14 protein-coding genes and 2 tRNA genes are annotated in these 24,929 nt (G+C 55.9%); 10 read left to right on the plus strand and 6 right to left on the minus strand.

Features of this window, described 5'->3' with window-relative positions; translation table 11 throughout:
- Positions 1-25 precede the first annotated feature (25 nt).
- Positions 26-3,136, minus strand: a complete 3,111-nt coding sequence (locus ABQ298_05665) for a carboxypeptidase regulatory-like domain-containing protein (protein ID MEQ9823853.1) — start codon at positions 3,134-3,136, stop codon at positions 26-28.
- Between the two features lie 441 nt (positions 3,137-3,577).
- Here ABQ298_05665 and hemN point away from each other — a divergent pair, with 441 nt between their 5' ends.
- The 3 genes from hemN to ABQ298_05680 all read left to right on the plus strand — a co-directional run bounded on the left by hemN (position 3,578) and on the right by ABQ298_05680 (position 8,977).
- A complete protein-coding gene (hemN, locus tag ABQ298_05670) occupies positions 3,578-4,939 on the plus strand; it encodes an oxygen-independent coproporphyrinogen III oxidase (GenBank protein ID MEQ9823854.1) in 1,362 nt (453 codons plus the stop codon).
- Positions 4,940-5,065: 126 nt separating this feature from the next.
- Complete coding sequence (locus ABQ298_05675; protein MEQ9823855.1) at positions 5,066-8,149, plus strand: hypothetical protein; 3,084 nt, start codon at positions 5,066-5,068, stop codon at positions 8,147-8,149.
- A gap of 6 nt (positions 8,150-8,155) precedes the next feature.
- Positions 8,156-8,977 carry a hypothetical protein gene (locus tag ABQ298_05680; GenBank protein ID MEQ9823856.1) on the plus strand — a complete coding sequence of 274 codons (822 nt, stop codon included), beginning with the start codon at positions 8,156-8,158 and terminating at the stop codon, positions 8,975-8,977.
- 4 nt (positions 8,978-8,981) lie between these two features.
- Here ABQ298_05680 and mgtE read toward each other — a convergent pair whose 3' ends face one another.
- Positions 8,982-10,352, minus strand: coding sequence for a magnesium transporter (gene mgtE / locus ABQ298_05685; protein ID MEQ9823857.1), 1,371 nt, complete (start codon positions 10,350-10,352; stop codon positions 8,982-8,984).
- Between the two features lie 216 nt (positions 10,353-10,568).
- Here mgtE and ABQ298_05690 point away from each other — a divergent pair, with 216 nt between their 5' ends.
- On the plus strand, positions 10,569-10,778 hold the full coding sequence (locus tag ABQ298_05690; GenBank protein MEQ9823858.1) for a PEP-CTERM sorting domain-containing protein: 210 nt from the start codon (positions 10,569-10,571) through the stop codon (positions 10,776-10,778).
- A gap of 114 nt (positions 10,779-10,892) precedes the next feature.
- Positions 10,893-11,531 (plus strand): TetR/AcrR family transcriptional regulator, encoded by a 639-nt coding sequence (locus ABQ298_05695; GenBank protein MEQ9823859.1) that lies wholly within the window; start codon positions 10,893-10,895, stop codon positions 11,529-11,531.
- Between the two features lie 16 nt (positions 11,532-11,547).
- Here ABQ298_05695 and ABQ298_05700 read toward each other — a convergent pair whose 3' ends face one another.
- Positions 11,548-12,258 carry a hypothetical protein gene (locus ABQ298_05700; protein MEQ9823860.1) on the minus strand — a complete coding sequence of 237 codons (711 nt, stop codon included), beginning with the start codon at positions 12,256-12,258 and terminating at the stop codon, positions 11,548-11,550.
- A gap of 348 nt (positions 12,259-12,606) precedes the next feature.
- On the opposite strand from ABQ298_05700, the gene ABQ298_05705 reads away from it, so the two are divergent.
- The 3 genes from ABQ298_05705 to ABQ298_05715 all read left to right on the plus strand — a co-directional run bounded on the left by ABQ298_05705 (position 12,607) and on the right by ABQ298_05715 (position 15,931).
- Positions 12,607-13,254, plus strand: coding sequence for a superoxide dismutase (locus tag ABQ298_05705; GenBank protein MEQ9823861.1), 648 nt, complete (start codon positions 12,607-12,609; stop codon positions 13,252-13,254).
- 48 nt (positions 13,255-13,302) lie between these two features.
- Positions 13,303-13,377 (plus strand) — tRNA-Arg (locus tag ABQ298_05710).
- A gap of 367 nt (positions 13,378-13,744) precedes the next feature.
- Positions 13,745-15,931 carry a hypothetical protein gene (locus tag ABQ298_05715; protein MEQ9823862.1) on the plus strand — a complete coding sequence of 729 codons (2,187 nt, stop codon included), beginning with the start codon at positions 13,745-13,747 and terminating at the stop codon, positions 15,929-15,931.
- A 23-nt stretch (positions 15,932-15,954) separates the two neighbouring features.
- Here ABQ298_05715 and ABQ298_05720 read toward each other — a convergent pair whose 3' ends face one another.
- Positions 15,955-17,529, minus strand: a complete 1,575-nt coding sequence (locus ABQ298_05720) for a glycoside hydrolase 43 family protein (protein ID MEQ9823863.1) — start codon at positions 17,527-17,529, stop codon at positions 15,955-15,957.
- A 22-nt stretch (positions 17,530-17,551) separates the two neighbouring features.
- The gene (locus tag ABQ298_05725; GenBank protein MEQ9823864.1) at positions 17,552-19,999 is read right to left on the minus strand and encodes a glycoside hydrolase family 127 protein; all 2,448 of its coding nucleotides are present in this window, start codon (positions 19,997-19,999) and stop codon (positions 17,552-17,554) included.
- A gap of 294 nt (positions 20,000-20,293) precedes the next feature.
- Here ABQ298_05725 and galA point away from each other — a divergent pair, with 294 nt between their 5' ends.
- Positions 20,294-23,035, plus strand: coding sequence for a beta-galactosidase GalA (gene galA, locus ABQ298_05730; GenBank protein ID MEQ9823865.1), 2,742 nt, complete (start codon positions 20,294-20,296; stop codon positions 23,033-23,035).
- Between the two features lie 426 nt (positions 23,036-23,461).
- Here galA and ABQ298_05735 read toward each other — a convergent pair whose 3' ends face one another.
- Entirely contained in the window at positions 23,462-24,727 is a 1,266-nt protein-coding gene (locus ABQ298_05735; protein MEQ9823866.1) for a DUF2264 domain-containing protein, read from the minus strand.
- Between the two features lie 119 nt (positions 24,728-24,846).
- Here ABQ298_05735 and ABQ298_05740 point away from each other — a divergent pair.
- Positions 24,847-24,922: transfer RNA gene (locus ABQ298_05740), tRNA-Ile, on the plus strand.
- The last annotated feature ends 7 nt before the right edge of the window (positions 24,923-24,929 follow it).

A 24,929-nucleotide genomic window follows, 5' to 3' on the forward strand; every position in this document is an offset into this window, starting at 1 on the left:
CGGGAGTAGGTGATCATCGGGGAGATCAGAAGCTCAGTTTCGCACCAAACTGAACACCCCAGCGTGAGCGATTGTCGCCCACATAAATAACGGGTTCGTCAGGATCGAAGGTGTTGAACACGTATTTTCCATCCACGATGTCCGCGTTCACGGCACGTGCCGAGTAGGGGAATCCAACTTCTTCGGTGAGTCCCCAGTCGTCGTTGAGCAGGTTGCCAAGGTTGCGCACCGAAACAAAAAGCTCCAGTCCCATGTCACGATAAGACAGTGGGATTTCCTGGGTAATCTTCAGATCCCAGACATGAACCCATGGGCTGTTCTGACTGTTGCGCGGCGCGTAGGAACCACCGTGCTGAGCCAAACCGACGCGCTCGAGGAAGTCGAAAAACGGCCCCGTATCAAAGGTGTCAGCAAACACGACGTTCGGATCGCTCGGTCCCGTCGGGATGTAGAGCAGATCGTTGTTGTTGCGCCCGTCACCGTTGATATCCGTCGAGAAGGTGTAGCTGAACGGACGACCAACACGGCCTTCATACACGAGCGTTGCGCGGGTCTTGTGACCGTTGCCCCAATCGTGCGTGTATCCAAACACACCGAGCCAACGTTCCTTGATCTCGAAATTCGAGGTGCCACCTTCCGGATCGTTCAGGTTGAATCCTGCACGGTTCTGCCAGTTCGAGATGGCACGGCTCGAAGTGAAGGGATTCACGTCGTCCGAATGCCCAAAGTTGACAGAGAGGGAACCAAAGAACCCTTGTCCACGGTCGGGGCGGCTGACCTGAAATACGATGTTGCGGCTGTCTCCTTCGCTGGTATTGCCCAACACGTAGACTTCGCGGAAATCCGTGGTAACACCCCGGTTTTCGTAGAGTTTGCGTCCGTCCGGACCGGTTCCAACCACAGGTTGGTTTGCGTCATAGACATAGAGCGCGTTCTTGACGGTGGACATCAGCACTTCAGCCGTGAAGACAAGATCCCAAGCCGGCACTTCGTAGTCGAGTGCGAGGTTGCCACGCCAGATCGAGGGCAATTCGAGATCCTCCTCGAGTGCATCAACTGCCGGTGTGCTCTGCTCGCGAGGAACATAGATCGGCGAGTTATTCGGATCGAAGTCATTCTGCATGTAGCTGACCAGGCCATCTGTCAGGTCGATGCTGCCAGCGGTTTCACCGTTGTTGGTATAGGCATTTGCAAACCATACTGCAGGGGTGCGACCCTGGAAGAGTCCCACACCACCGCGCAGGTAAACATTGTGCTCTTCTGGAATCCAGCTCTGGCGCACACGGTATTTGAATCCAATGCGCGGTGCAACCACGGTGGCACCATCGATGGAACCACCATTGCCAAATCCGAATGCCTGTTCAAAGCCCTGTGCCACCGGAGGTTCGGTGTCTGACAGCGTCATGTCCACACGCACACCACCCGTGATGGTGAGATCCGAATTCACCTGCCAGCGATCCTGAATGTAAACCCCGAGAACACCGAGCTCAGGTTCCGCAATCGGGTTCTGGCCTGTGATGCCAGTATTGCGGAATCCGTCAAACTGGGGACGGTCGTTTAGGAAGTCATCCAGATTGCGAAACACAAAGTTACCAAGGGAATCCGAGAGGAAAAGGTTCGCGTACTTTGTGAACTCATAGTCAAAACCAGCAGTGATTTCGTGAGCACCGGCGTAATAGGTTCCCGAACCTGCAATTGTGAGAATGTCCCAGTCGAGGTTGTTCGCGTGACGGAAGCGCTCGGTTCCAATGAACAGTTCACCAGCGTCTGGATCGCCATCAGCACCCGGGAAGGCATCAATTTCAATCGCGGGCAGCGGAGATTCAAAGGAGCTGGGTTGGCGGTATTCACCATAGGAAACCTTAAATTCCGTGGAGAACTTGTCAGACCAGTCACTGAAGAGCTGGGCGACGAAGTAGTCTTCACCGCGTTCCTGAGAGTAGAAGTTGGTGGAAAGCGCAGTTTCACCGAAGTCATCAAAATCCCCAAAATTCGGACTGACACCATCCTGTCCACGGTAGCTGAACCGCGCACGGTGCATCGAGCTGATGTTCCAGTCGATGTTCACGAGCAGGGTTTCCGTGTTGAGCTTCACAGCGGAAGGCGGTGCCCATACGCCAAAGTCAACACCCAGCACATTCTTGCCGTAGTCAACCACCTGTTGAATCGCTGCAGCATCGGGAATAAATCCCGGTGCACCGGGTTCAAGCGTGCGCTCAAACTCTTCGTAGTTCACATAGAAGAACAGTTTGTCCTGGATGATCGCACCGCCCAGGCTGGCACCCCAGGTCCACTCGCGGAAGAGCGTATTGGAGCCATCATTAACATCTTCACCACGGAAATGGTCATCGGTGTAGCGCGTATAGAGACTGCCGCTCAAGCGATTCGTTCCGCTCTTGGTCACCGCATTGATCGAAGCACCCGTAAAACCGCTCTGGCGCAAGTCGTAGGGCGAAATTTCCACATTCAACGCTTCAATCGCTTCATAGGGAAGCGGCGAAACCAGGGAAACCGATCCTGATGAATCCAAACCAAACTGGTCGTTCACGCGCACTCCGTCGATTTGGATGCTGTTGAAACGGTTGTTCTGTCCTGCAACTGTCATTTCGTTGCGGTCCGCCTCATTGACCGTCACAAACGGATTGAGACGTGCAAAGTCATTCAGAGAAGCTCCGGTCTGTGGCAGCGATGTTACCGACGCACTGTTAAGACTGGTCCCCACGCCGATCTGGTTGAGATCGATGCTGGTAAGGTCGCGGGCTGAAACCACATAGGGTTCAAGATCGACCACATCCTGCTGCACCTGGAGATTCAGGGTGCGCGTGACAGATAGCTGCAACTGGATATCATTCACCGTCGTGGGACGCACTCCCTCACCAGTGATCTGAAGCACATAGGGTCCACCAGGACGCATTCCCACGATACCATAAGCACCTCCTTCACGGGTGACCGCGCGATAAACCGTTCCGGTAGGAGCATGTACTGCCGTCACCGTAAGGCCTGCAACAGGCTCTCCGGATGCGTCGGTAACCACCCCCGCAAGCGCAGAGGTCGTGACACTCTGAGCATGGAGCACTGAAGTACCCATGACACATGCCATGGCTACGAATGCCAACTTCCATAATCTAGTTTTCATAGTCTTGAGTTTTCCCACTTCGACAACCGTGCAAAGCATGTCCGGAGTCGCTGAGGTTTCATTTCGATAGGTTGTTATGATGAAAAACCGAATCCTTCGGAAATCCACGCGTACCAAGAATTCAAAAGCACAAAAGTGTCAATGGTTTCTACCGTTTGAAATGAGATTGTAACCGTTCTGTTACAAACCATAAGACCCCGTTTTTCGGAGTATTTTTCCTATGCAAAAATGATTTTTAGCGGCCTTTTGTTTCTAACAAAGCGCACAACCATCCCCTCATAAAACCTAAGCTCACGGTATCGGAATACCAAACCACTCAAATCCGCTTCTGCGCACACTCCGCCTTGATCGCCAACGCGGCTCTTCTTACCTGCATTCCTCCCTTGCCAAAGTGCGTTCCATTCCGAAACACTGGAACTGGCATACGAGTCAACATCCACCATGAACCTTCCCACCAACATCCAGGACCTGATCACCAAACACAACCGCCCCGGTCCTCGCTATACGTCCTACCCAACGGCACCGCACTTCAGCGAATCGACCGATATGGTACAGCTCCGGGATGCCTGTGTGAAGGGAGAGGGTCCCGTCTCGCTCTACCTGCACATTCCATTCTGTAAGAGCAACTGCTGGTTCTGTGGCTGCAATACGATCATCACCACGCGCAACAGCTGGGCCGATGAATACCTCGATCTGCTGGAACAGGAAATCGCCCTCATCCATGCCCACATCGATACCGCTCGCGAGGTGACCCAGATCCACCTCGGCGGTGGCACTCCGAATTTCCTCAAGCCCGAACAGATTGACCGTCTCTTTGCCCTTCTGCGCAGTGGTTTTGCCATCGCCAATTCCTGCGAATTGAGCGTGGAAATGGCTCCGAACTACCTCACGCAAGCGCATGTGGATGCATTTCAGCGAGCCGGGCTGAGCCGAGCCTCATTTGGTATCCAGGATGTGCAACCCGATGTGCAGCGCGCGATCAACCGGGTACAACCCATGGAAAACAATGTACGCGCCATCGAGATGTTACGGGGTGCCGGTGTCAAATCCATCAACATCGACCTGGTCTACGGTCTTCCACTGCAAACCGTGGCCTCCTATCAGAATACCCTGCGCGAAGTGCTCAAGCTCGGCCCCGACCGACTTGCGGTCTTCAATTACGCACATGTACCCCACCTCAAACCTTTTCAAAAACGGCTCGAACAGCATCGCATGCCCGCTCCCGAGGAGAAAATTCAGCTGCTGCTGACCATCATCGAACACCTCTCAAACGCTGGATACGGCTACATCGGCATGGATCACTTTGCCAAACCGGAAGATGAGCTGCACGCCGCCCAGCGGGAGCACCGCCTGCATCGCAATTTCCAGGGCTACACCATTCAGGAAGAAAAGGAGGTCATCGCTCTCGGGATCTCCTCGATTTCGGAAACCCCAAAATCCTACCGCCAGAATCACAAGGATTTTGAATCCTATGCCAAGAGCATTGCTGCAGAGCAATGGCCCATCGCGCGCGGCATCCTGCTCAGCGATACCGACGTACTGCACCGCTCCATCATTCAGTCGATCATGTGCAACCTTCGCCTGGAGGCAGCGAGTTTTCCATCAGGCCAGGCCTCGCAGGTTCAGGCTTTGATGGATCACACCCGCTCCAGACTTCAGGAATTCGAGCAGGATGGGCTGTTGCGCCTGGGATCGACCGGATTTGAGGTCACCGAAACAGGACGCCTGTTCCTTCGCAACATTGCGATGGAGTTCGATGCCTACCTGAACATTGGGGACGCCCGCTTCTCACGAACCGTCTGAGTCGCAGCGTCTCCGTGTAGCGGGAGCTTCCAGCTCGCGCTTGCCAGACGTGCATTTCACAGCTGGAGAAAAGAACTCCACTCCAAAGGGGTTGCCATTTTCTCCTGAATGCGGCAACCTGTCACCATGCCGTTGAGGCGTCCTCCTCAGTCTGCCTGCGCAGGCACCTCTCGTTCACCCACTGCCTCCCACGGATTTGCCCTTATGGCAACCCTGGCCATGCTTGGGCTTGTGGTGGCGTGCATGCTCACGTTCAGCAGCTTGATGCGTCTTCAGGTTGACCGGGTTGAATTGCAGACTCATCGCAAGCTCGCCCGGCAAAATGCCCGCGTTGCGCTCGATCTTGCACTGGCGCAGCTGCAGCGCCATACCGGAACTGACCGCGTGATCACATTGCCCGCTGCCACCCTGCTCGATACAACCCCATCCACGCTGGAGGTTACCGGGGTCGAACACCCATACTGGACCTTGGCACTTCATGTTCCCTCTGGAACTTCTACCTGGCTTGTTTCAGGAGCTTCGCAGGCCGATCCACAAGCTCCGCTCTCCGATGAAGAAGCGATCCGGCTCGTCGGTCCCGGCAGTGCTGACCCCACAGAGCCGGATACCTGGGTCTACGTTCCACGGGTGCAACTGCCTGAGCTGCACACCACTCCAGGTTCTGAAACCCAAGGCTTTCAGGCATACGCATACTGGATTGGGGAACTCAACACACGGGCATCCCTGGCCTTGACTGATCCCCTGAGCGATCATTCCGGGATGACTGTGGAACAGCGCAGCTTTCTACAGCTGTCTCAACAGCGACGTTCCGCGCTGGAAGCGTGGCATTCCGAAACTCCCCTGCCCGACTCTGATAATGTGAGGGATCAGATGGCACGCACCGAGGTCGATGCACAGTTGTTTTTCCTGAATCAAAACCGCGAGGCATTACGCAAATCCTACCACGATGTCACCACTCGCACCTACTCCGTGCTGAGCAATTCCATCGACGGTGGACTCAAGGTGAATCTCACCGATCCTGATGCAGAGGTGCTCGGATTCACTCCGCAAATACGCGACGCCCTTCAGCCGAGACTCGACCCGAACTCCGAAGCTCTCCGCATCCCGGGTGATGATCCGGACAACGCCTTCCCCATCAATGGAGACCTGCCTGCCGGGCAACTGATTTCCCACACCCCTCCCATTCTCACCGAATTCTGTCTGTCGATGGGGATTTTCCACACCCAAAGCGACCGTCGCCACCGTCTGCGCTATCACCTGCACTCCGAATGGTTGAATCCCTATCCCCATGAGATGGGATTCCGGAGTAAGCGACCGTTTCTCATTCTGGTGGACCAACTTCCACGGCTCGAAGTTCTGAATGAGAGCAGCGGTGAGGGATTCATTGTCGACCTCAACGCATTCAATCCCGACTTCCGCTACAACGACCCAAGTCAAAGCAAAATTCACGCATGGATGGAATTTGACCGACTCTCGACTTCACCCCGACGGGAAGCGACCTACGGTATCGATGCCGGACAGGTTTACCGCATGAGCGAACCCGACAAGGTGCGGCAGCCTCAGGGTCTCGCACGCACCCTTCAGGAAGCTCCGAACCTCTGGCGCTGGGGAGGGGCACAGGCCCCCGAGGCTGGTGCACGCGAGCCGAACAGAATCTACGGTGACGATGTCATGCGCATCCGATCGCTTGACCCTGTTCGGCTCCGGCTCTCGGTTCTGCCCCTGTCCAACGAAGCACGCATACCGGACGATCAGCACCCCGACTCCTTTGCCGAGCAATCCGGGGCGTTGCTGCAGTTCAAAAACATCGCCTTCCCGGACATCGACCTGCGACTCAGTGGAAGCAACTACTCCCGCTCCACCAGTGGATCGTTCAATCCCAACGACTATCGGCTCGCATTCCATTTCAAGCTGAACGAGCGCGATGCGCGCATCTGGCAAACCCTGTCGGAGGCGCATTCGCTGCGCGACACCCAGATTGATTTTGCAGATACACTCACACGATCCGTGTATGAGATCTTTGATGCAGCAGCTGCTGCACGCAGCAGCGACCCACTCACCGAACAGGAACGATTCTGGGACGACAGTGACCGCACAAACTCAAATCCGCCCAATGCCGAAGCATGGCAATTTTTCCTCTACGACATTCCCTTGTGGCAACCGGTTTCTGCGGCTGCACTGTCACAACTTCACTTTCACGATTACCCACATCCCTGGATAGGTTCACCCCGTGCGAGCCATTCTCCGCTCAACGGGATTTGGGATCGTGCGTTTTTCTCCGGTTCCGCACTCCGTAACTACCCAACCCATTCCCAAGTCTGGAATTCCAAGGCTGCCCACGTCCGCCGGTTCCAGAACCTTCGCCTGGTGCCACTTCCCGACAAAACGGGCACTTTCCCTGACGAATCGACGGTGACCTCTGCCATCGGGGCAGCACATTGCCTCATGGAAGGTGGATTCAACCTCTTCTCTGCATCCCCACTGGCATGGATGATCACGCTCAAACATGCAATGCCTGTAGGCAGTTTGCCGGGCTGGATCAGTTCTGACGCAGGCAGTCCGTCGATTCCAAACACCTTCGCACGACTGCCACACGCTGCTGCCTACCTCCATAGCGGTCGCAGTGACAGCACCCTACCGGACGAGCAACGCAATCGCATGCTCTACCGACAAGCAGTGCGTGCGCTGGATGGTGTTCCAGGCGATGCTGACATCGATCTTCGCGCACTGGCTGAACAAATCGTGCTGGAGATTCGCCAGGCGGTTGCCTCTGCGCCATCGCCCGCATTGCCGATTCATTCCCTTCAGGATTTCATCAATCTCGGAATCATCGAGCAGGCCATCACCAACACCCAACGTCCCGGCGATGGGCGCGGCCTCAACCACGATGCCATCGAAGGAACCCGCGACGGAGACATCGATCCACTCAATCCCGGATTCCTGCGCCAGAGCGATGTGCTCGCACGAGTGGGCAGCCAACTGACGACTCGCAGCGATTCCTTTGTCGTGCGCTGCTACGGTGAGAGCGCTGGCGAGGGTTCGAGTCGCCCGATTGCACAAGCCTGGGCGGAAGCGGTGGTGCAGCGCATTCCTGAATATGTGCGACCTGAAGAACCTGCTCATGCTGCTGCAACTCACACTGCCAACGTCATCGAAGGTCGGCGATACCGCATCCTCCACTTTCGTTGGTTGCAACCCCATGAAATCTAACTCCTCATGCTCCTGCCTCTCATCACGACCTCACATTGCTCCCCCTGCACGCTGGCAACGCAGCACCCCTATGGGTTCTGGTGCAAACTGTGGATCATCGTTCTTTGCAGTGTTTGCGCTGCTTCAGGTGCCAGCAGCACTCCCGAATTGCGTGAGTTTCAGTTTTCGGTCTATTCCATCGGGCAGGCCAACTGGCACGGTATCTACTACCAACCTCATCCCAATGCCTTTCGCCCCGTGCAATTCTGGACGCATGAGCGCTCCCTCCCCCACGCCTATATGGGGACGCTGCCGCTTCAGTTCTTTCATCGAAAACCCGATTCCGATTCTCCAGACGGTTATGCCTACCAACCCATCGCAAGCGTACAGCCTCCGATGGATTCCCATGCCTTTCTGATCGTTTTTATTGCCGATTCCTCAAATTCACAGCCCCACTTCCACCTCCACGCATTGGATGATCGCGAACCCGCCTTTCCCATCGACACACTGCGCATCTTCAACGCAACAGACAGGGCTCTCGAAGGGATTTTTGGACAGCAACCTCTGAAACTTCAACCCGGTATCTCCGCTCCCCTTCCCCTCCAGTCGTTCTGGGGCAAAGAGACCCGAATCGGACTCGCATGGCACGACGAGGGACGATTGCAGAGAGTGTTTCACAGCAAATATACCTTCTACCCGGGTTATCGGGAACTCCTGTTTTTGCTCCCGATGGGCAAGGGTACAACCTTCCGTGTGCGCTCCCTGCGCATTAGCGAACATCGGGAAACCTTGCATCCGCCCCCACCCGATCTGCGCGATCATACGGACGGAGGCAGTCACCAACGGTAAACGCTCAAATCAGGTGCTGCAGCATCAAACTGGCCAGCATCAGGGTGATGAAAAATCCAAACGCATCTGCCAGTGTCATCACAAACGGCCCCGACGCCAGCGCAGGATCCTGCTTTGCCCATTTTAACGCCATCGGAACACAGCCCCCCAGCACCACAGAAATGATGCTGTTGAAAAACATGGCTCCTCCGACAACCAGTCCCAGATAAAAATTCCCCTTCCAGAGCGAGACCACCAGGCCGAGGATCGTTCCCAGACAGAGTCCGAGAATCACCCCCACACTGAACTCCTGAAACAGCACACGCATGATCTCCCACGGTTTGACGAGACCCAATGAGAGTTCACGGATACTCACCGCTACCGCCTGATTCCCAGATGAACCACTCATGTTGGCCACCACTGGCAGAAATGCCGCAAGAATGATCACCTCCTGGATCACGTGATCAAAAAATGCAATCACGGTGGAGGCTGCCAAACTGAGCAACATCCCGATCACTAGCCAGGACAAGCGACGCTGTGCACGTTCCCAGAAGGGCATGCTTCGCAGTTCTTCCTCCCCGCTCAGACCGCTCACTTTCAGAAAATCCTCAGTTGCCTGCTCTCCAACGGCCTCTTCAACTGCCGCACGTCGCACCACTCCAACCAGCCGTTCATGCCGATCCACCACGGGGATGCCGAGCAATTCATGGGATTCAAACAGCCGTCGCAGGTCGACCAGACCCTCATCCGTTTTCACCTTGATCGGATCCCGGGTCATCAAACTGCCCACTTTCACATTGTCTCTGGACAACAACAACTCCCGCAGTTTCAGCACACCCTTCAAGCGGCGGTCTTTGCCCGTGATGTAGATGTATCCCACATCGTAGTCGGCATAGACATCGCGGTTCTTTCGCAAGTCCTCCAGCAACTGTTGCGTGGTGACGCCCTCGTTGAACGAGAGAAACTCGGTGATCATGATGCCACCCGCAGTGCTCCACTCGTAGTTGATCAGGCGTCGTGCATCTGACGCCTCCTTCGGATCCATTTGGGAGAGGATCGCCTCAGCGTCCTCCTTGTCCATTTCACCGAGAATGTCCGCCTGTTCATCACTATCGAGTTCGTCGACAATTTTGGCAGCCGATTCAATTGGCAGATCCTCGATGATGTCCACCGCCTGCGCCTCGGAAATCAGCCCCAACAACTCGGCACCCTGTTCGGGTCCGATGAGATGCATCACCAGAGATACTTCTTCATCGCTCAGTCGTGAAAGCAGACGACCGATCTCATTGGCGGGCAGTCCGTGGATCCAGGATACAATGGCTGTACCATCGCGGGCTTCGATCAAGGAGCGGATTTCAGCCCAGGCATCCTTAGGTTCTGTAAGTTCGACACTCATCACGATGGAGGGTTGACCCGGACATTACGAACCAGGTACACACCTTCTGCTACACAATCTGAATCCGATCCGGGGTCAAATACCAATGCATGCCGGATGTGCGAATTTCGCAAAACGATCCCTCAGTAGTCTGCCTTCACTCCCCGTTGACTTTCCTCAGCCCGCGATCAGGATGACAACCCCCGATCGCAACTGAATCTCGGGTGGAGCAGTCCGGTGGATACTGTTTCATTTCGCTACACAACCGGATCCGGTGCGGTCGCCGATCCTGGACAACAGGCGATTGGTCTCTCCAATATTCGCTTTTCACAGTATCAGGCAGTACCCGAACCTGGAACGATCCTGATCGGCGCCCTCTCCGGAGTGGCTGTGATCGGCTATTCGATTCGACGCAGGCGAAAACCAAAGAGCCATTTGCTGCGCTGACTTGCACAGCTTGGGTTCGCTCACCGCTGCGATGCCTGCAAAGCGAATCCCAGCAGGGCATCCACAGTGGGTTGCGCAAATCATTGACCTCCACTAAAATCTGGATGTGATGGAATGAGCATTCGATTTACCCGCAAAATGCGTCAAACCGATCCCATCCGCACTGCCCAACGCCGCCAGCAAATCATGGACGCCGCGATGCAGTGCTTCAAGGAGCGCGGCTTTCACGCAGCCAGTATGGCGATGATCTGCAAGACGGCGCACATGAGCCCGGGTCACGTTTACCACTATTTCGACAGCAAGGAGTCCCTGATCCGGACCATTGTGGAGGAGGATTCCAACAAAGCCGAACTTCGAGTGCAGGCGATGCTAAATAGCGCCAATCTACTTGAGTCGATTCTCAACGAATTTGAACACATCTCCACTGATCGATACCGGATCTCCGGTGTGCTCAATGCAGAAATCACAGCCGAATCCGTTCGCAACCCGGAGATCTACACCATCCTGTCCGAACGAAATCAACGCATCGTGCAAAACATTGTTCGAGTCCTGAACCTTGCAAAATCGAAAAACCAGATTCGACAATCACTGGACAGCGAGGGTTTTGCCATTGTGCTCTTTACTCTGATCGAGGGATGGACGACCCGCATGGACACCTGTCATGCCAGCCCCGGAGTCGATGTGAACCAAACTCTGCGCGAGATGCTCAGTACGATGTTAAGTCCGAACCATTCCGGCACCGGATCAGCTTGATCTTCATCAGACCCCGTCAATTCGAAACCCCATCGCGCGAGGTGGATTCGCTTCCAATCATAGCCCCTGATTCCACCCTGCCTTGCAGCGCAAGGCCCGCCCAAATGGTGAGCAACATCAGCAGAGGAATTCCCATTTCCAGAACCTCTTCCATCGTCGTTGCAATAAAATTGAGGTCACCGGAGAGTTCAATACCCACACCAGCAAGTTTTCGAGCCAACCCGTCAAGGCTCTTGGACACCACGATCAGTGCTCCCGTCAGAAAAACGCCGATTCCCACAACCGACCGCTGCCATAGCAATGCAAAAAACTGAAAGAAGTGACGCTTGAACAGCAGGATCAGGACCCAGAGAAAAAACACCGTCACCGCAACACCAAACACCTTTTCCGATAGCGCTACATCCGGACTGACATAGAAGCGGGTTTTGGTAATCCCCATCGTGGTAAATCGAGTATGGAAATCCAGTTCCCTCAACGCAAACATCGCCATGAGGGCGAGAAATGGCCAACTCCACTTGAGATCCGCCGCCTTCGTCTTGACCAGCCAGTAGCCTCCAGCCAGCGCATACAACGCAACCGTCATCATCTCGATCGGACCATCCTCCCGGAGCAAGCGAATCGCCTGGGCAGTGTCCATGATGAGCAAAACGGCAATGATCGCGCCAAGCAAGAGAAGGGTCCCCGCAAGCGCAGTGAAAAAACGGATGTTGTTGGATGCTTGAGTCATAATCGCGGGCTGAGTCACCGAAAGGATTGTGAATCGTAACATAACCGACCCAAAGTTACAATTCTGTCAATTCTTTTGTAAAACGATCATTCTAATAATAAATTTACACGCCTCCTGTGTCAGCTATTGCTCTGTCTTCACACGCCTGATCACTCACCTTTTTTGTCCGGTCCATTTGAAATTCAGTCCGTCCCGCCCTAACCTTTTCCCTTCAAGCACTATCAACCCAAAAACAATCCTATGATGAACCGTCGCCATTTCCTGCAATCGAGCCTTGGAACTGCAGCCCTGCTTACCCTCACCCCTTCCCTGATCCCATTGCAGCGCAGCCATGCTGGCACGAAGGGCCTGAAATTAAGCTTGCCCAACCTCGCTTACGCACACGATGCGCTCGAGCCAGCCATCGATACCCTGACCATGCAAATCCATCATGGGAAACACCATCAGGGCTACATCAACAATTTCAATCGCACCCTCGAATCCTGGACAGACTCTGCTGCTTACGAATCCCTCGAATCCCTGTTCGCCCACCTGCACGAGCTTCCCGAAACCGTTCGCACTGCCGTTCGCAACAACGGTGGCGGAGCCTGGAATCATGAGCTCTTCTGGCGCTGCATGACGCCTGAACACGGCACAAGTCCATCCGGCAAACTCGCACAAGCCATTGCCCGTGACTTTGGCACGCACGACGCCCTGAAAGCGGAATTTTCCAAAGCAGCCGCCACTCGCTTCGGTAGCGGCTGGGCCTGGCTGTGCGCTGACACCAATCACCGCCTCTTTGTCAGCTCCACACCCAATCAGGACAACCCGCTCATGGCCTCATTTGTGGATCAACCCGGCATCCCCCTGCTCGGAATCGACGTCTGGGAACACGCCTACTATCTCCACTACCAAAACCGCCGCTCAGACTACATCAGCGCCTTCTGGGACATCATCAACTGGAACACCGTCTCCGAGCGATACGAGCAGCTTCTCACCCACTCTCCTCAGCATTAATCCTCGACAATTTCTCCCATTTTGCTTTGAACTCAACTCCTCGCGTGGGTCCCCATAGTTCAATGGATAGAACCGCAGTTTCCTAAACTGTTAATCCGAGTTCGAGTCTCGGTGGGGGCACCAGCCCACAACGAGACGAGAACTCGAAGAGTTCGTACCGAGGATTCCGACGCCAGGCGGAAGCCGACACAAGCGCAGCGCCAATCGAGGTGGGGGCACCAGCCCACAACGAGACGAGTTCACGATTCCGACGCCAGTCGGAAGAGAAGGCCTGCAACTCGAAGAGTTCGTACCGAGGATTCCGACGCCAGACGCAAGCCGACACAAGCGCAGTGCCAATCGAGGTGGGGGCACCTCTGCCACATTGGTCACCAATTTTGTGCTTCTGGGATTGCGACGAATTCTGAATTCGACTTCGCAGCAATTCGGACTTGTTTTGATGCCTACGAAATCCGTACACCCGTTTCGGAGAACCGCTATCCCGTCAACCATGTGTATCCGATCACCCAACGGCACTCGCGCCAGCGTTATAAACAGTCTTCTACTCACAGTGCTCGCAGTGCTTGCCTTGTGGATTTGCGTGAGCACGCTCACAGGCACGTTCGCCTACCTGTACCCCTCACTGTTCTGGGATCAATGGGACTTGTACCGATCCTACCTCGACTATCAGGCTGCGGAATCGTTCTGGACCTGGGTCTTTGCGCCACACAACGGTCACCGAATTTCCTTCACCCGTCTGATTTTCCTGCTCGACTTGCACACAACGGGTGCGACCCACTGGATGCCCGTGTCCATCATGGTCCTCGGTCAGTCGCTGCTTGCGTTTGGCATCTGTTGGCCTGCCTGGAAATACCTCCAGTCTTGGAGGGCAAAGGCGGCTGTGACGTTCATCGTTTGCATGCTCCTGTTTTCAGCAACCCAACTGGAAAACTTCACCTGGTCCTTTCAAACTCAGTTCATTGGGGTGTTTCTCTTCGCATTTCTCAGTTTTCAACAGGCGGATCGTTATCTCCTTTCCCCCTCCCGGCTCGCTTGGAGTGGTGCGTTCAGCTGGGGGTTTGCCCTGCTCGCCAGTTTTTCAATGGCAAATGGAGTGTTGGTCTGGCCAGTACTGGGCGTAGCCGCACTCCTGCAACGGCGGTGGGTCTACGGATTTGCAAGTCTGGTGCTGTTCATCCTCATCGTTGTTCCCTATTTTCTCCCGGTGATTCAAAGTCAGTCGGCATCCCATGTGCCCATCGGAAGTGCGGCTCCCGATTTTGAGTTCTTTCGCTTTTGGATGGTCTATCTGGCAAATCCGCTGGGCAAAGCGAGCCTTTCATTGGCCACGAACTTTGGTGCTCTCACACTGGTGCTTACCCTGTTTGTGGGTCATCGCATGCTTTCGCGCGATAGCGAAGTCCGTCGAGCCGCGCAACGTGGCTCTTCATTGCTCTACATGGCCGTTTTTGTGCTCGGCTCCGGTCTGATGACCACCCTGGCACGAGTCGACCGCGGTCTCATCAACGCAACCTCCGAACGCTATACAACCGGGGCCTTGATACTGATCGCCTGCCTCTGTGTCTACGGCTCGATTCAATGGTCCTTCCTGTGTCGGAAGCGCTGGATGTGCTGCCTCATCAGTACGTGGTTTGCCATGTCAGTCCTTTACCTTGGATACCTGATGCATCTCCAGAACTTCTATCTGCATCACTACGGCATTCAATTCCGACACAAGCAGCTCGCCCTCAACGCCCTGCAAAACCAGTGCATCGATGATTCAGTCACTCCTTTTGTGTATCCTGAGTTGCGACGGCATCTGCCCGCCCTTCGCAGCTTGACCTCTCAGGAAAAAAAAGGTGCACACCAACTGCCCGACACCCTCAAATTTGGAGAGCAAACCGTCCCGTTTTCGGACATGCAAATTGACGCACACGCTCTTCTGCGGGAGGACTTTGATTCCGCTCCGCGAAAACTGGTCATCTATGGCAGCATTCCTGCATCGGCTGAACTGGGGCTTGAACGCCTCTACTTCACCGACTCCTCCGGAGAACTGCTCGGCACAGGATTCGCAGTCCGGCGGCTGCCAGACCATAAACCGTTCAACCAGTTCGAGCCTCAGCCCGGCTCTCACCTTTTTTATGGTCATGCAAACCGCAGTCTGGCAGATGCAACTGCACTGATCTGCGTGCAACGAGGAAATCGCTTCGTCCCGCTGGCGCGCTTGAACAACCTGCAAATCGAACAACAACCCATGGTTTCCCTGCGCAAGTTCAGTGCCGATGGCTTACAGGTGACGCGCATCCTGAAATTGCATCCGGGATCGCATTGGACGCAGCCGGGAATTTTCCCGGGTATTCCCAAGCCGGAGGGAGTAAACGAAATTTGGGGTTCCTGGAGCGGTTCCGACGCCAACACTGGCAGTATGGAGATGGAAATTGAGGTCACCCCCGGGCAACGCCAACTCCTACTGCCTTACCTCTCCGGTCCCGCCATTCCGGACGCTCGCATTGAAGTGCGCAGTAATTCCTCCACTGCACAGATCTTTGAGCAGTTCGCACTCCCCTTATCTCCCGAACGCTGGAGTCTCGTCGCAATCAACATCCCGCCCCACAGCAAATCCGTGATCCTTCGCATTGAAGAATCCGGTTCGATGTGGGGGCAATGGATTGGGATCGCCGCTCCGTATGTGCGATGATTCGATTAGCAGCCTGAGTGCCCTCAGCGTTCTCCCGTCACACGATACTCGTCAAAATCCGAATATCCACCCAGTGACTCAGTTGCGTAGTGGAACAGCCCAAAGCGATAGCCCATGAAATGGGGCAAGGTATAGCGCATCTGCAGCTCTGGTCCGATGCGGGTCCAGGGGTCGCGATCACTCAGTCGATAATAGAAGGTTGCGATGTCCTTACGGTCCTCAAAATCACCATCAATGCGCAGCTCCACCGAATCCACTCCTGCAGGCAATGCCGCTTCGGCCACAATGACGGCTTCACTTTCGGGCACCTGCTCAACAACCAGGTGAAACCCATGCTCCCGTCGCTGCACCCCGATCCATCCGTAGTGGCGCTGCAGGGCAATCAACCCTGCACGATCTCCCACTTGCAGTCCTTTCAGATCCAACCGTGTGGATGCGCTGGAGAATGGCCCAAAGGTGCGCTGTGTCAGCATGTTGCGGGCTTCCAGCACATGCGCATCCAGACGCACACTTCGCAGGCGAAGGTGCCCAGGACGCTCCGTGAGGGACCAACCCTCTCGCACGGGGTTGTGATTCCACTGCCAGGCAAGCGGAAAATCGGGATCCCCGGCTGAACGGTCAAAGGAATCACTCGTCACGATATTGCCAAGGGGTTGCTCTGGAGCGGACATGGGCAGGGTGTCCGGGGCCTTGCCGTCCACGCCAATCACGGGCCAGCCATCCTGCCATGTCATCGGAACCAGGTATGGAATGCGTCCCACTGCACCATAGTCGCGAAACAGGTAGGCATACCAGTCGCCCTCGGGCGTATCGATGATGCTGCCCTGGGCAATGCCGCGATCCTTGAATGCCACTCGTCCCTCCCAGGGACCCTGGATGGATTTTGCGCGATGCACCAGCACGGTTCGCATGTCCTCACGTGGCCAGGTGATGTGAAAGAGGTAGTACCATCCGTTCACCTTGATCAACTGAGAGCCTTCCGCCGATAGCCCCGGTGTTCCACCTGCAACCAGGGTTGCGTTTTCAATGATCACTTTTTCTTCCGTTCCCGCTTTGATGCCGCGCGCGCCTGGATTCAGTTCCACCAGTCGAATCGAACCGGCTCCATAAATCATGTAGACCCGTCCATCGTCATCAAACACCAGGGTATGATCGTGCAGCATCGGCTCGAACTCAAAGGACTCCCATTGCCCACTTTCGATGTCGTCGGTGGTGAAGACGTGAGTTTTGCCGCTCGTGCTGGAAAACGTAGTAGCGTAATAGGTGCCCTCGTGGTAACGCAGGCTGCTTGCCCAGGAACCTGCCCCGTATGCCCGCTCTCCTTCTTCCAGGCGCATCTTGGCATTGTCCACCAGTGTATCATAGGCATAGCTCACAAGATCCCAGCTGACCAAATCCTTCGAACGCATGAGGGGAAGCCCGGGGTTCATGTGCATGGTCGTGCTGCTCATGTAATAGGTATCCTCCACACGCACCATGGCGACGTCGGGTACATCCATCCAGAGGATGGGGTTTTGCGCGGGTTCGGCGGCAGCCGCTACAGCTGGCAGTGACAGCATCAAGCCGCAAAAAAACTTCACTGTTGTCGTTGTTTTCATGGTTCGTCTTTCGTCTGGATTGTTAAAGTTCCGGGTTGGAGTCCGTCCGCATCAGCCGGAGATCAAACACGCCTCCCGCCAATCCCTCCTGAGCACGGAAGGTCACCCGCAAGGGACCATCCGCCGACTGGAGCAGCTTCTCGGGCACCGGATAGCGCACCCGGTATAATCCGAGAGCTGCATCTCCGGCTGCCACCTGCGTTGCAATGGCTTCACCATTCATGAGAATCGCAAACTCGCGATTTTCGTCCCCGCCCCAATAGGTTACCTCAAGCTCCACCTCCGTCATCCCGCGAGGGTCGAGCACATAGGAAAATTCCCGACCGTGGCGCCAGCGTTTGCCATCGAGAATTCCGGTTTCACTTTCGACCGCTTCAAATCCATGCTCCACCTCTGATTGCTGTTCACCAATTGCCACACGGTCCAGTGTCGCTGCCTCTCGCAGTGCCCGTTCGCGCTCGGTGGCGGCGAGCTGCTCCTGACGCTCCTTGATCGAGGTCACAGACAGTCGCTGCCATACCAATTGATACCGTTGATCGTGCAGTCCGAAGAAGGGGCGCAATTGCAGTCCGCCTTCCGGCTCTGGAACAAGTGCCCCTCTCAAGCGAAATGTCAGGGGTTCGCCCGAAGGATCCGGATCCAGACACGCTGCAAGATCCGTCACTTCCTCGCGAAGCACCGGCACCTGATCGAGCGGCACGACGGGTCCATGTGCCACGTGTCCCATGCGACTGTCATCGGCACGCAATCCTGTCAGATCCTCTGTTCCCGATGGAGCCGCCATCACCAGCGGACCGTAGAGCAGGGAAACCCAATTGGAACCGTCGGGCAATGTCTCGGTATGCAGTTGCATGGGCAATTCAACCTCTACCCGGTCTCCATCACTCCAAGTCCGCTCGATCTCCACATAGGAAGAGGGCATCGACTCGATATCCAGCGGTGCTCCGTTGAGGGTGATGCGCAGTTCGTTCGCCGGCACCCAGGACGGATGTCGAAGTCGCAGGGCAATGGACTGGGGTGCTTCGAGGGCAAACTGGAAGCGGGTTTGCGATTCGTAGGGGAAGCGAGTGTCCTGCACCAGTTGTCCTCCCTGCTTCAACTGCAATTCCGATGCGATGAACAGGTTCACGTAGATACCGCCATCCTCCGCTACGGAATAGATGAAATCTCCATACTTTCCGGGATTTTCCATGCCACTGCCCACACAGCACCAGAAACACAGTTCTGGTTCCGAATAGACACGATAGTGCTGTGGACGCAGGGGTGTGAAATACACGTATCCGGGATGATCGGGGTGGATCGACGCGAGGATGTGGTTGTAGAGAGCGCGCTCATAGTAGTCCGCATAGCGTGCCTGAGGTTCTGCCTCAAACAGCTGTTGAGTGAGGCGCAGCATGTTGTAGGTGTTGCAGGTTTCCGGACCCTGGCGATCCTCCACCACTTCCCGAAAATCAAAGGGATCGTTAAAATGTTCCCGCACACTATTGCCGCCAAATGCGACACTGCGGCGCTGCGTAACCGTCTCCCAGAAAAACTCGGCACCCTGCATCGCGCGTTCGTCTTCGGTCAACGCCCCAACCCGGGCCAGTCCGATCACTTTGGGAATCTGCGTGTTCGCATGCATGCCGGTCAGTTCATCCCTTCTGTCCATCAGGGGTTCAAGGATCGCGCGATGATGGGTACGTTTGGCCACTTCGAGATATCGCTGCTCACCTGTGATCGCATACAAATCCGCTAGCACTTCGTTCATGCCACCGTGCTCCGAACGCAGCATATCCTGCACTTGCGCATCGCTGAGCTGAGACATCAATTCCACCCACCAATCGCCAAGATTCACCAACAGCTGTCGCGCAACCGGATGGTGCAACGCCGTCCATGCATCACGAAGCCCAGCAAAGGTCTTGTGAATGTTATAGAGCGGTACCCAGCGGTTGTTCAGTCCAAATCCATGGGCCTCGATCTTGCCCTCAGCAATTTCCTGCCAGAGCGCAAACCCATCAGGAACACCTCCGATGTAGCCCGTGCCGCCTGCCTGTTGGCAGCGCTCCAGCTCGGCCAGCATCGAGTCGAGTCGCTTGCGCAATTCCCCCTGCGCGTTATCTCCCCCCGACGCCACCATGAATGCAAGTGCGGAGAGATAGTGCCCCGCTGTGTGTCCATCCAGCCCGGATGACTCCCAGTTGCCGTAGGGCGGTTGTTTGGGTTCGAGTCCCGCCTCTCTCAGAAAGGGAGCCAGCAGGCGATCCGGATCGTGTGCGAGCAGATAGTCGCGGTTGGCCTGCATCGCATCGTAAAACACGCCTGGACCCAAAGCCACGCGGCTGGCATGGGTGCCATCCCCACAGACCGAACAGGCTTCACTGTGCGTGTGCGCTGCTGTGGGACTCGCCCAAAGCAGTGTGGGCAAAAGGGCCATGGTGAACACTCGCAGGGTACGCACAGGCTTACGGTCAATCTGGGGAATTTTCATGACTTCAAAAGGGGGTTGCGGTGATGCACGGTGATCGAAACCACTCGGTCGATGTTGGGAAGAAGAGCTTGTTCTGAATCCTGTGTATTGAAAACGTCGGGGTTGGTGAACGGTAAAGTGATCTTCCATCTGAGATCGAAGGAGGCTCACCAGCTGTGGTTCTTATGTATGAATCAATTTCAACCCGATCCTGCTTTGCCCGGAAGGGGTGAATTCCTAACATCGATGATGTCGCTGCGTCCCGGTGTCACCCTGCCAGGCCAGCATGAAACCCAACCCCGAATCCCATCATCCATGTCAATGACCCTACTGTACCGACGTTTGCTGAGCGTCGTCCTTTGCGCTGCCGGACTCGTCGGCATGACCCTGACCGCAGAGCGCATGCGTTTAAACGACGACTGGGCCTTTGCGCTCGGCCACGCCTCCGATCCCGCACAGGATTTTCAACACGCTACCGGTTACTTTTCCTATCTCGCCAAGACTGGCTTCGGCGACGGCCCCGCCAGTACGGCGTTTGATGATCGCACCTGGCGACGTGTCAACTTGCCACACGATTGGGCGATTGAGGTGCCTTTCGACCCGCGTGGCAGTCACAGCCACGGTTACAAAGCCATGGGGCCGGGATTTCCCGAAACCAGCGTGGGATGGTACCGTAAGCAGGTTTTTATCCCGGAGTCGGATCTGGGAAAAAAGATCTATGTCGAGTTCGATGGCATTTATCGGGATGCCGATGTGTTCATCAATGGATTTTTTGTCGGCAATGAACCCAGCGGATATCTGGGCCAACAACATGACCTCACAGACTATCTCAACTACGGCGGGAACAACGTGATTGTCGTACGGGTGGATGCCTCCATGGAGGAGGGATGGTTCTACGAGGGAGCTGGTATCTATCGCCATGCATGGCTCACCAAAAAACATCCGCTCCATTTTGTGAAGGACGGAGTCTGGGTGAATCCGCAATTGAGCGCCAACTCCTGGACCGTGCATCTGCAATCCGAAGTGAAAAACCACCTGCGCGAGTCCGCAGCATTCACGGTGCACTACCGCATCCTCAATGCAGCTGGTGAAGTAGTGCATTCGCATGAATCCGCTCAGCACCCTCTCGATGCCGGAGAAATGGTAGTGGATCATTCCGATCTGCATCTGGCTTTTGATCCCGATCTCTGGTCCATCAAATCCCCCACGCTCTATCGCATCGAGGCGGATATCATGCTCGGCGATGAGTTGACGGATAGGTTTTCCACCGACTTTGGATTTCGCACCCTCGAATGGGATCCGGATCGCGGGTTTTTTCTGAACGGAAAGTCCGTCAAAATTGTCGGCAGTAACAACCACCAGGATCACGCGGGTGTCGGCGCAGCGATTCCCGACAGTTTGCAGGAGTGGCGGCTGCGCCAGCTCATGGCCATGGGTCACAATGCCTACCGCACTTCGCACAACCCGCCCACCACGGAACTGCTGCAGGCCTGCGACCGACTCGGTATACTGGTGATCAATGAAACACGCCTCATGGGCATCAACCCCTACCACTTCAGACAGCTCGAGCGTCTGGTGCGGCGTGACCGCAACCACCCCAGCGTCATCCTCTGGGGGCTTGGCAATGAGGAGTGGGCCATCGAGGGCAACATCAAGGGAGCGCGCATCACCCAAACCATGCAGGATTTCTGCCATCGCCTCGATCCCACGCGCTATGCCACCGTTGCCATCAGCGGTGGATGGGGAGGCATCTCCCAAGTCGTGCAGGTCGCCGGAGTCAACTACATTGGCCAGGCCGATCCCGACCAGCAACACAAGGACTATCCCTGGCAAATCATCCTCGGAACCGAAGAAACCACCACCCAGCAAACCCGTGGGATCTATGTGCGAGACGACGAACGCTGCCACCTGCCCCCACTCGAGGACGGCAGCTCCCGTGGAAATTGCGAAATCGGCTGGAAATATTATGCCGAGCGGGATTGGGGAGCGGGTGTGCTCTTCTGGACCGGATTTGACTACCGTGGTGAACCCACGCCTTTTGGCTATCCGGCGATTGCTTCGCAGTTTGGCATTCTTGACACCTGCGGATTTCCCAAGGACAGTTTTTACTACTTGAAATCCTGGTGGACCGATGAACCGGTACTGCATCTCTTCCCTCACTGGAATTGGCCGGGTCGGGAAGGCGAAAGCATCGAAGTGCGCCTGCACAGCAACTGTGCAAATGCCGAACTCTTCCTGAACGAACGCTCACTGGGGTCGCAGGACATGCCAGTCAACGGACACCTCGCCTGGCAGGTTCTCTACGAGTCCGGTGACTTGAAGGTGATCGGCACCTGGGCAGATGGTTCGAAGCGCACGGAAAGCGTGAGCACCACCGGTTCCGCCGCACGCATCGAGCTGATCGCGGATCGCACCCAGCTCGCACCCGACCGCAATGAGGTCGCCATGGTCACCGTTCGCGTGCTCGATGAGGCCGGTCGCGTCGTCCCCACCGCTGAAGATCTGATCCATTTGGAAGCATCCGGAGTCGGCGAAATCCTCGGCGTCGGCAACGGGAACCCCTCATCCCTCGAGGCAGATGTCTACGTCGAACGCGTCTGGGGTGAACCCATTGGCGAATGGACCGCACCCAATCCCGCCGACCCGGACACCGCCATTCTCTGGGAAACCCAGTTCGATGCACCCAACGTAGAGGACAACACCTCCGTCACACTGCTCTTCAATGCGCTTGGTGAAAACCAGCGCATCGTGCTCAATGGCGAGGAATTGGAAGCCGGTACGCTACAACTGGCGCTCGAGGCCGGAAGCCTGAAACCCACCGGAAATCTCCTGCGCATCGAGGCCACACCGTTCCCAGTCTGGCGCGATCGCGAGGGTTTGTTCCAGCTGCACCCCGCCAGTTTCCGCTTTGAACAGGCACCCGAAGCGTGGAAGCGCAAGGTCTTCAACGGCTTGGCTCAGGTCATTCTCGGCGCCACGCCGGAGCAGGGAACCCTCACACTCAAGGCCAGTGCCGATGGGTTGATCAGTGACACGCTGACCGTAGAGATTCGATAACCTTCCAGCGCCCCGGCAACAGCCATCTGTGCTTTTCCGGGGCAGCTTTTCCATTGTTTCATGCAAGGGGTTCAACGCACCCTTCACTCATGCGAATGATTGTTTGAGATACTGAATCCAGGATTTCACAAAACACTGATCATCCATCACGTTTCCGTAGGGTTCGCGTTCACCGCGATGCCGCATCCTGTGAGGTAACTGAGATCTCCGGCTAGCGAAGACCCTACGTTTCTGTTCAGTGAACAAAACCAGAACCCGTATCAAAGTACTGCGATCCATCGGAGCTGCAATAACCCCGACGAGTTGAGGACCCAACCCCTTTTTCCGCTGTTTCGCAGTCTATGTGGGTCAGAGGAGGCTGGCATTCGCCAGCCGATGTTACCTGATTGAGTTGTTTAAACCCTAAAGGGTATAAGCCAAACCGCCTCACTCCTTCAGTGCTGCATCGCGCATCAGGTTTTCCCCGTTCCACAGGCGCACGGACGTCCAGGGCTGAGCGTCTCCGCTCCAGAATGCGTGCTGCGGAGGCAATCCGAGCGGGAGCAGGCCCGTCGCACAAAGGTAGCAGCTCCCCGTCGAGATGTAGGCCTCTCCCAGAGCGGGCTGATGGCCCACCAATCCAATGGTCAACCATCCTCCGGCATCATAAGTGCCCGGTGCCTGCATCAGGCGTAACATCACTGCGGTCATCGCCTCGCGCACCTGCGCGGGTGCAAGGGTTTCAGGCAAGCGTTCCTGCAGAGCCGCCTGCGCCAGGTGCTGAAACGCACCCATGCGGTACACGATGGATCGCCCAATCGCAGGGAAGGTGCCATCGGGAGCAATGAGTCGCTCCTGAATGGCTGCATAACGTGAAAAGCGACGGGCAATCGCTTCCACAGTCGCATCCGAGATCATTGCGTTCGCCTGCATTGTGCTCGCCAAATCCATCAGCATGGGCTGGATCACATAACTGTTGTAATAATCCCAGTGAAACTCGGGTCCATCCCCATACATGCCATCGCCCAGATACCACTCCTTGTGCTTGTTGAGCGGAAGGCTCATGCGCATCTCGTCAAAGGGTAGCCCAAACCTCAGGAAAAATGCCTCCACCATCGCACTGAAGAGCAGCCAATTCGAGTAGTAGGGATTGACCTCGCGCGTCGCGCGCAGGCATCGAACCAGGTGCGCCTGATCCGTCGAATCCAGCGCCTGCCACAAGCGCCGGGGTGCACGCAGCATCGCGTGTGCAAGAAAAGCAGCGTCCACCAGCATCTGCTTCTCCATGCGCGCAAAGAGATAATCGGGGGAATCCGGATCCACAATGGAACGCACGGTCTCCACCGCCTGTTGCCGAAACTGATCTTTCAGCACACGCTCGGACTGCGATCCCACTTCATCACATTCCAGCCAGGGGGCAATGCCCGCCAGCAACCGACCCACCGCTTCCAGATACGTGCACTCACGCTCATCCCAAGCTTCTGGTGATTTTTCAACCGGCATGCGTTGCTTCAGCTCGCGCCCACTGCCCGCCCGCAAAACCGGCGAAGCAATGCCTTCGAGCATCTCTACCCAAAGCTCACGGATCTGCGCGCCACTGCGTTTCGCATCATAACCCTGCTCCTGTGTTTCAGATTTGGGGTTGCCCGCCAGCAATAAACTGCCCCCCGCCATCGCCGGAACCACTTTCAAAAAGGATCGTCGCTGCATCATGAAATGCAATTTTGCGCCAATTCACCGTCCAAAACGAACTTTTTCGCCTCAGACTGTCGGAGCCTCCAAATCAGGGTTGCGCTTTTGCCCAAATCCCAAACAATCACCTGTCTTTTCGTGGGCCCTTAGCTCAGCGGTTAGAGCAGGGGACTCATAATCCCTTGGTCGTCGGTTCGAATCCGACAGGGCCCACCAGCTTTTT

The organism is Puniceicoccaceae bacterium (assembly GCA_040224245.1).
Lineage (GTDB): Bacteria > Verrucomicrobiota > Verrucomicrobiia > Opitutales > JAFGAQ01 > JAKSBQ01.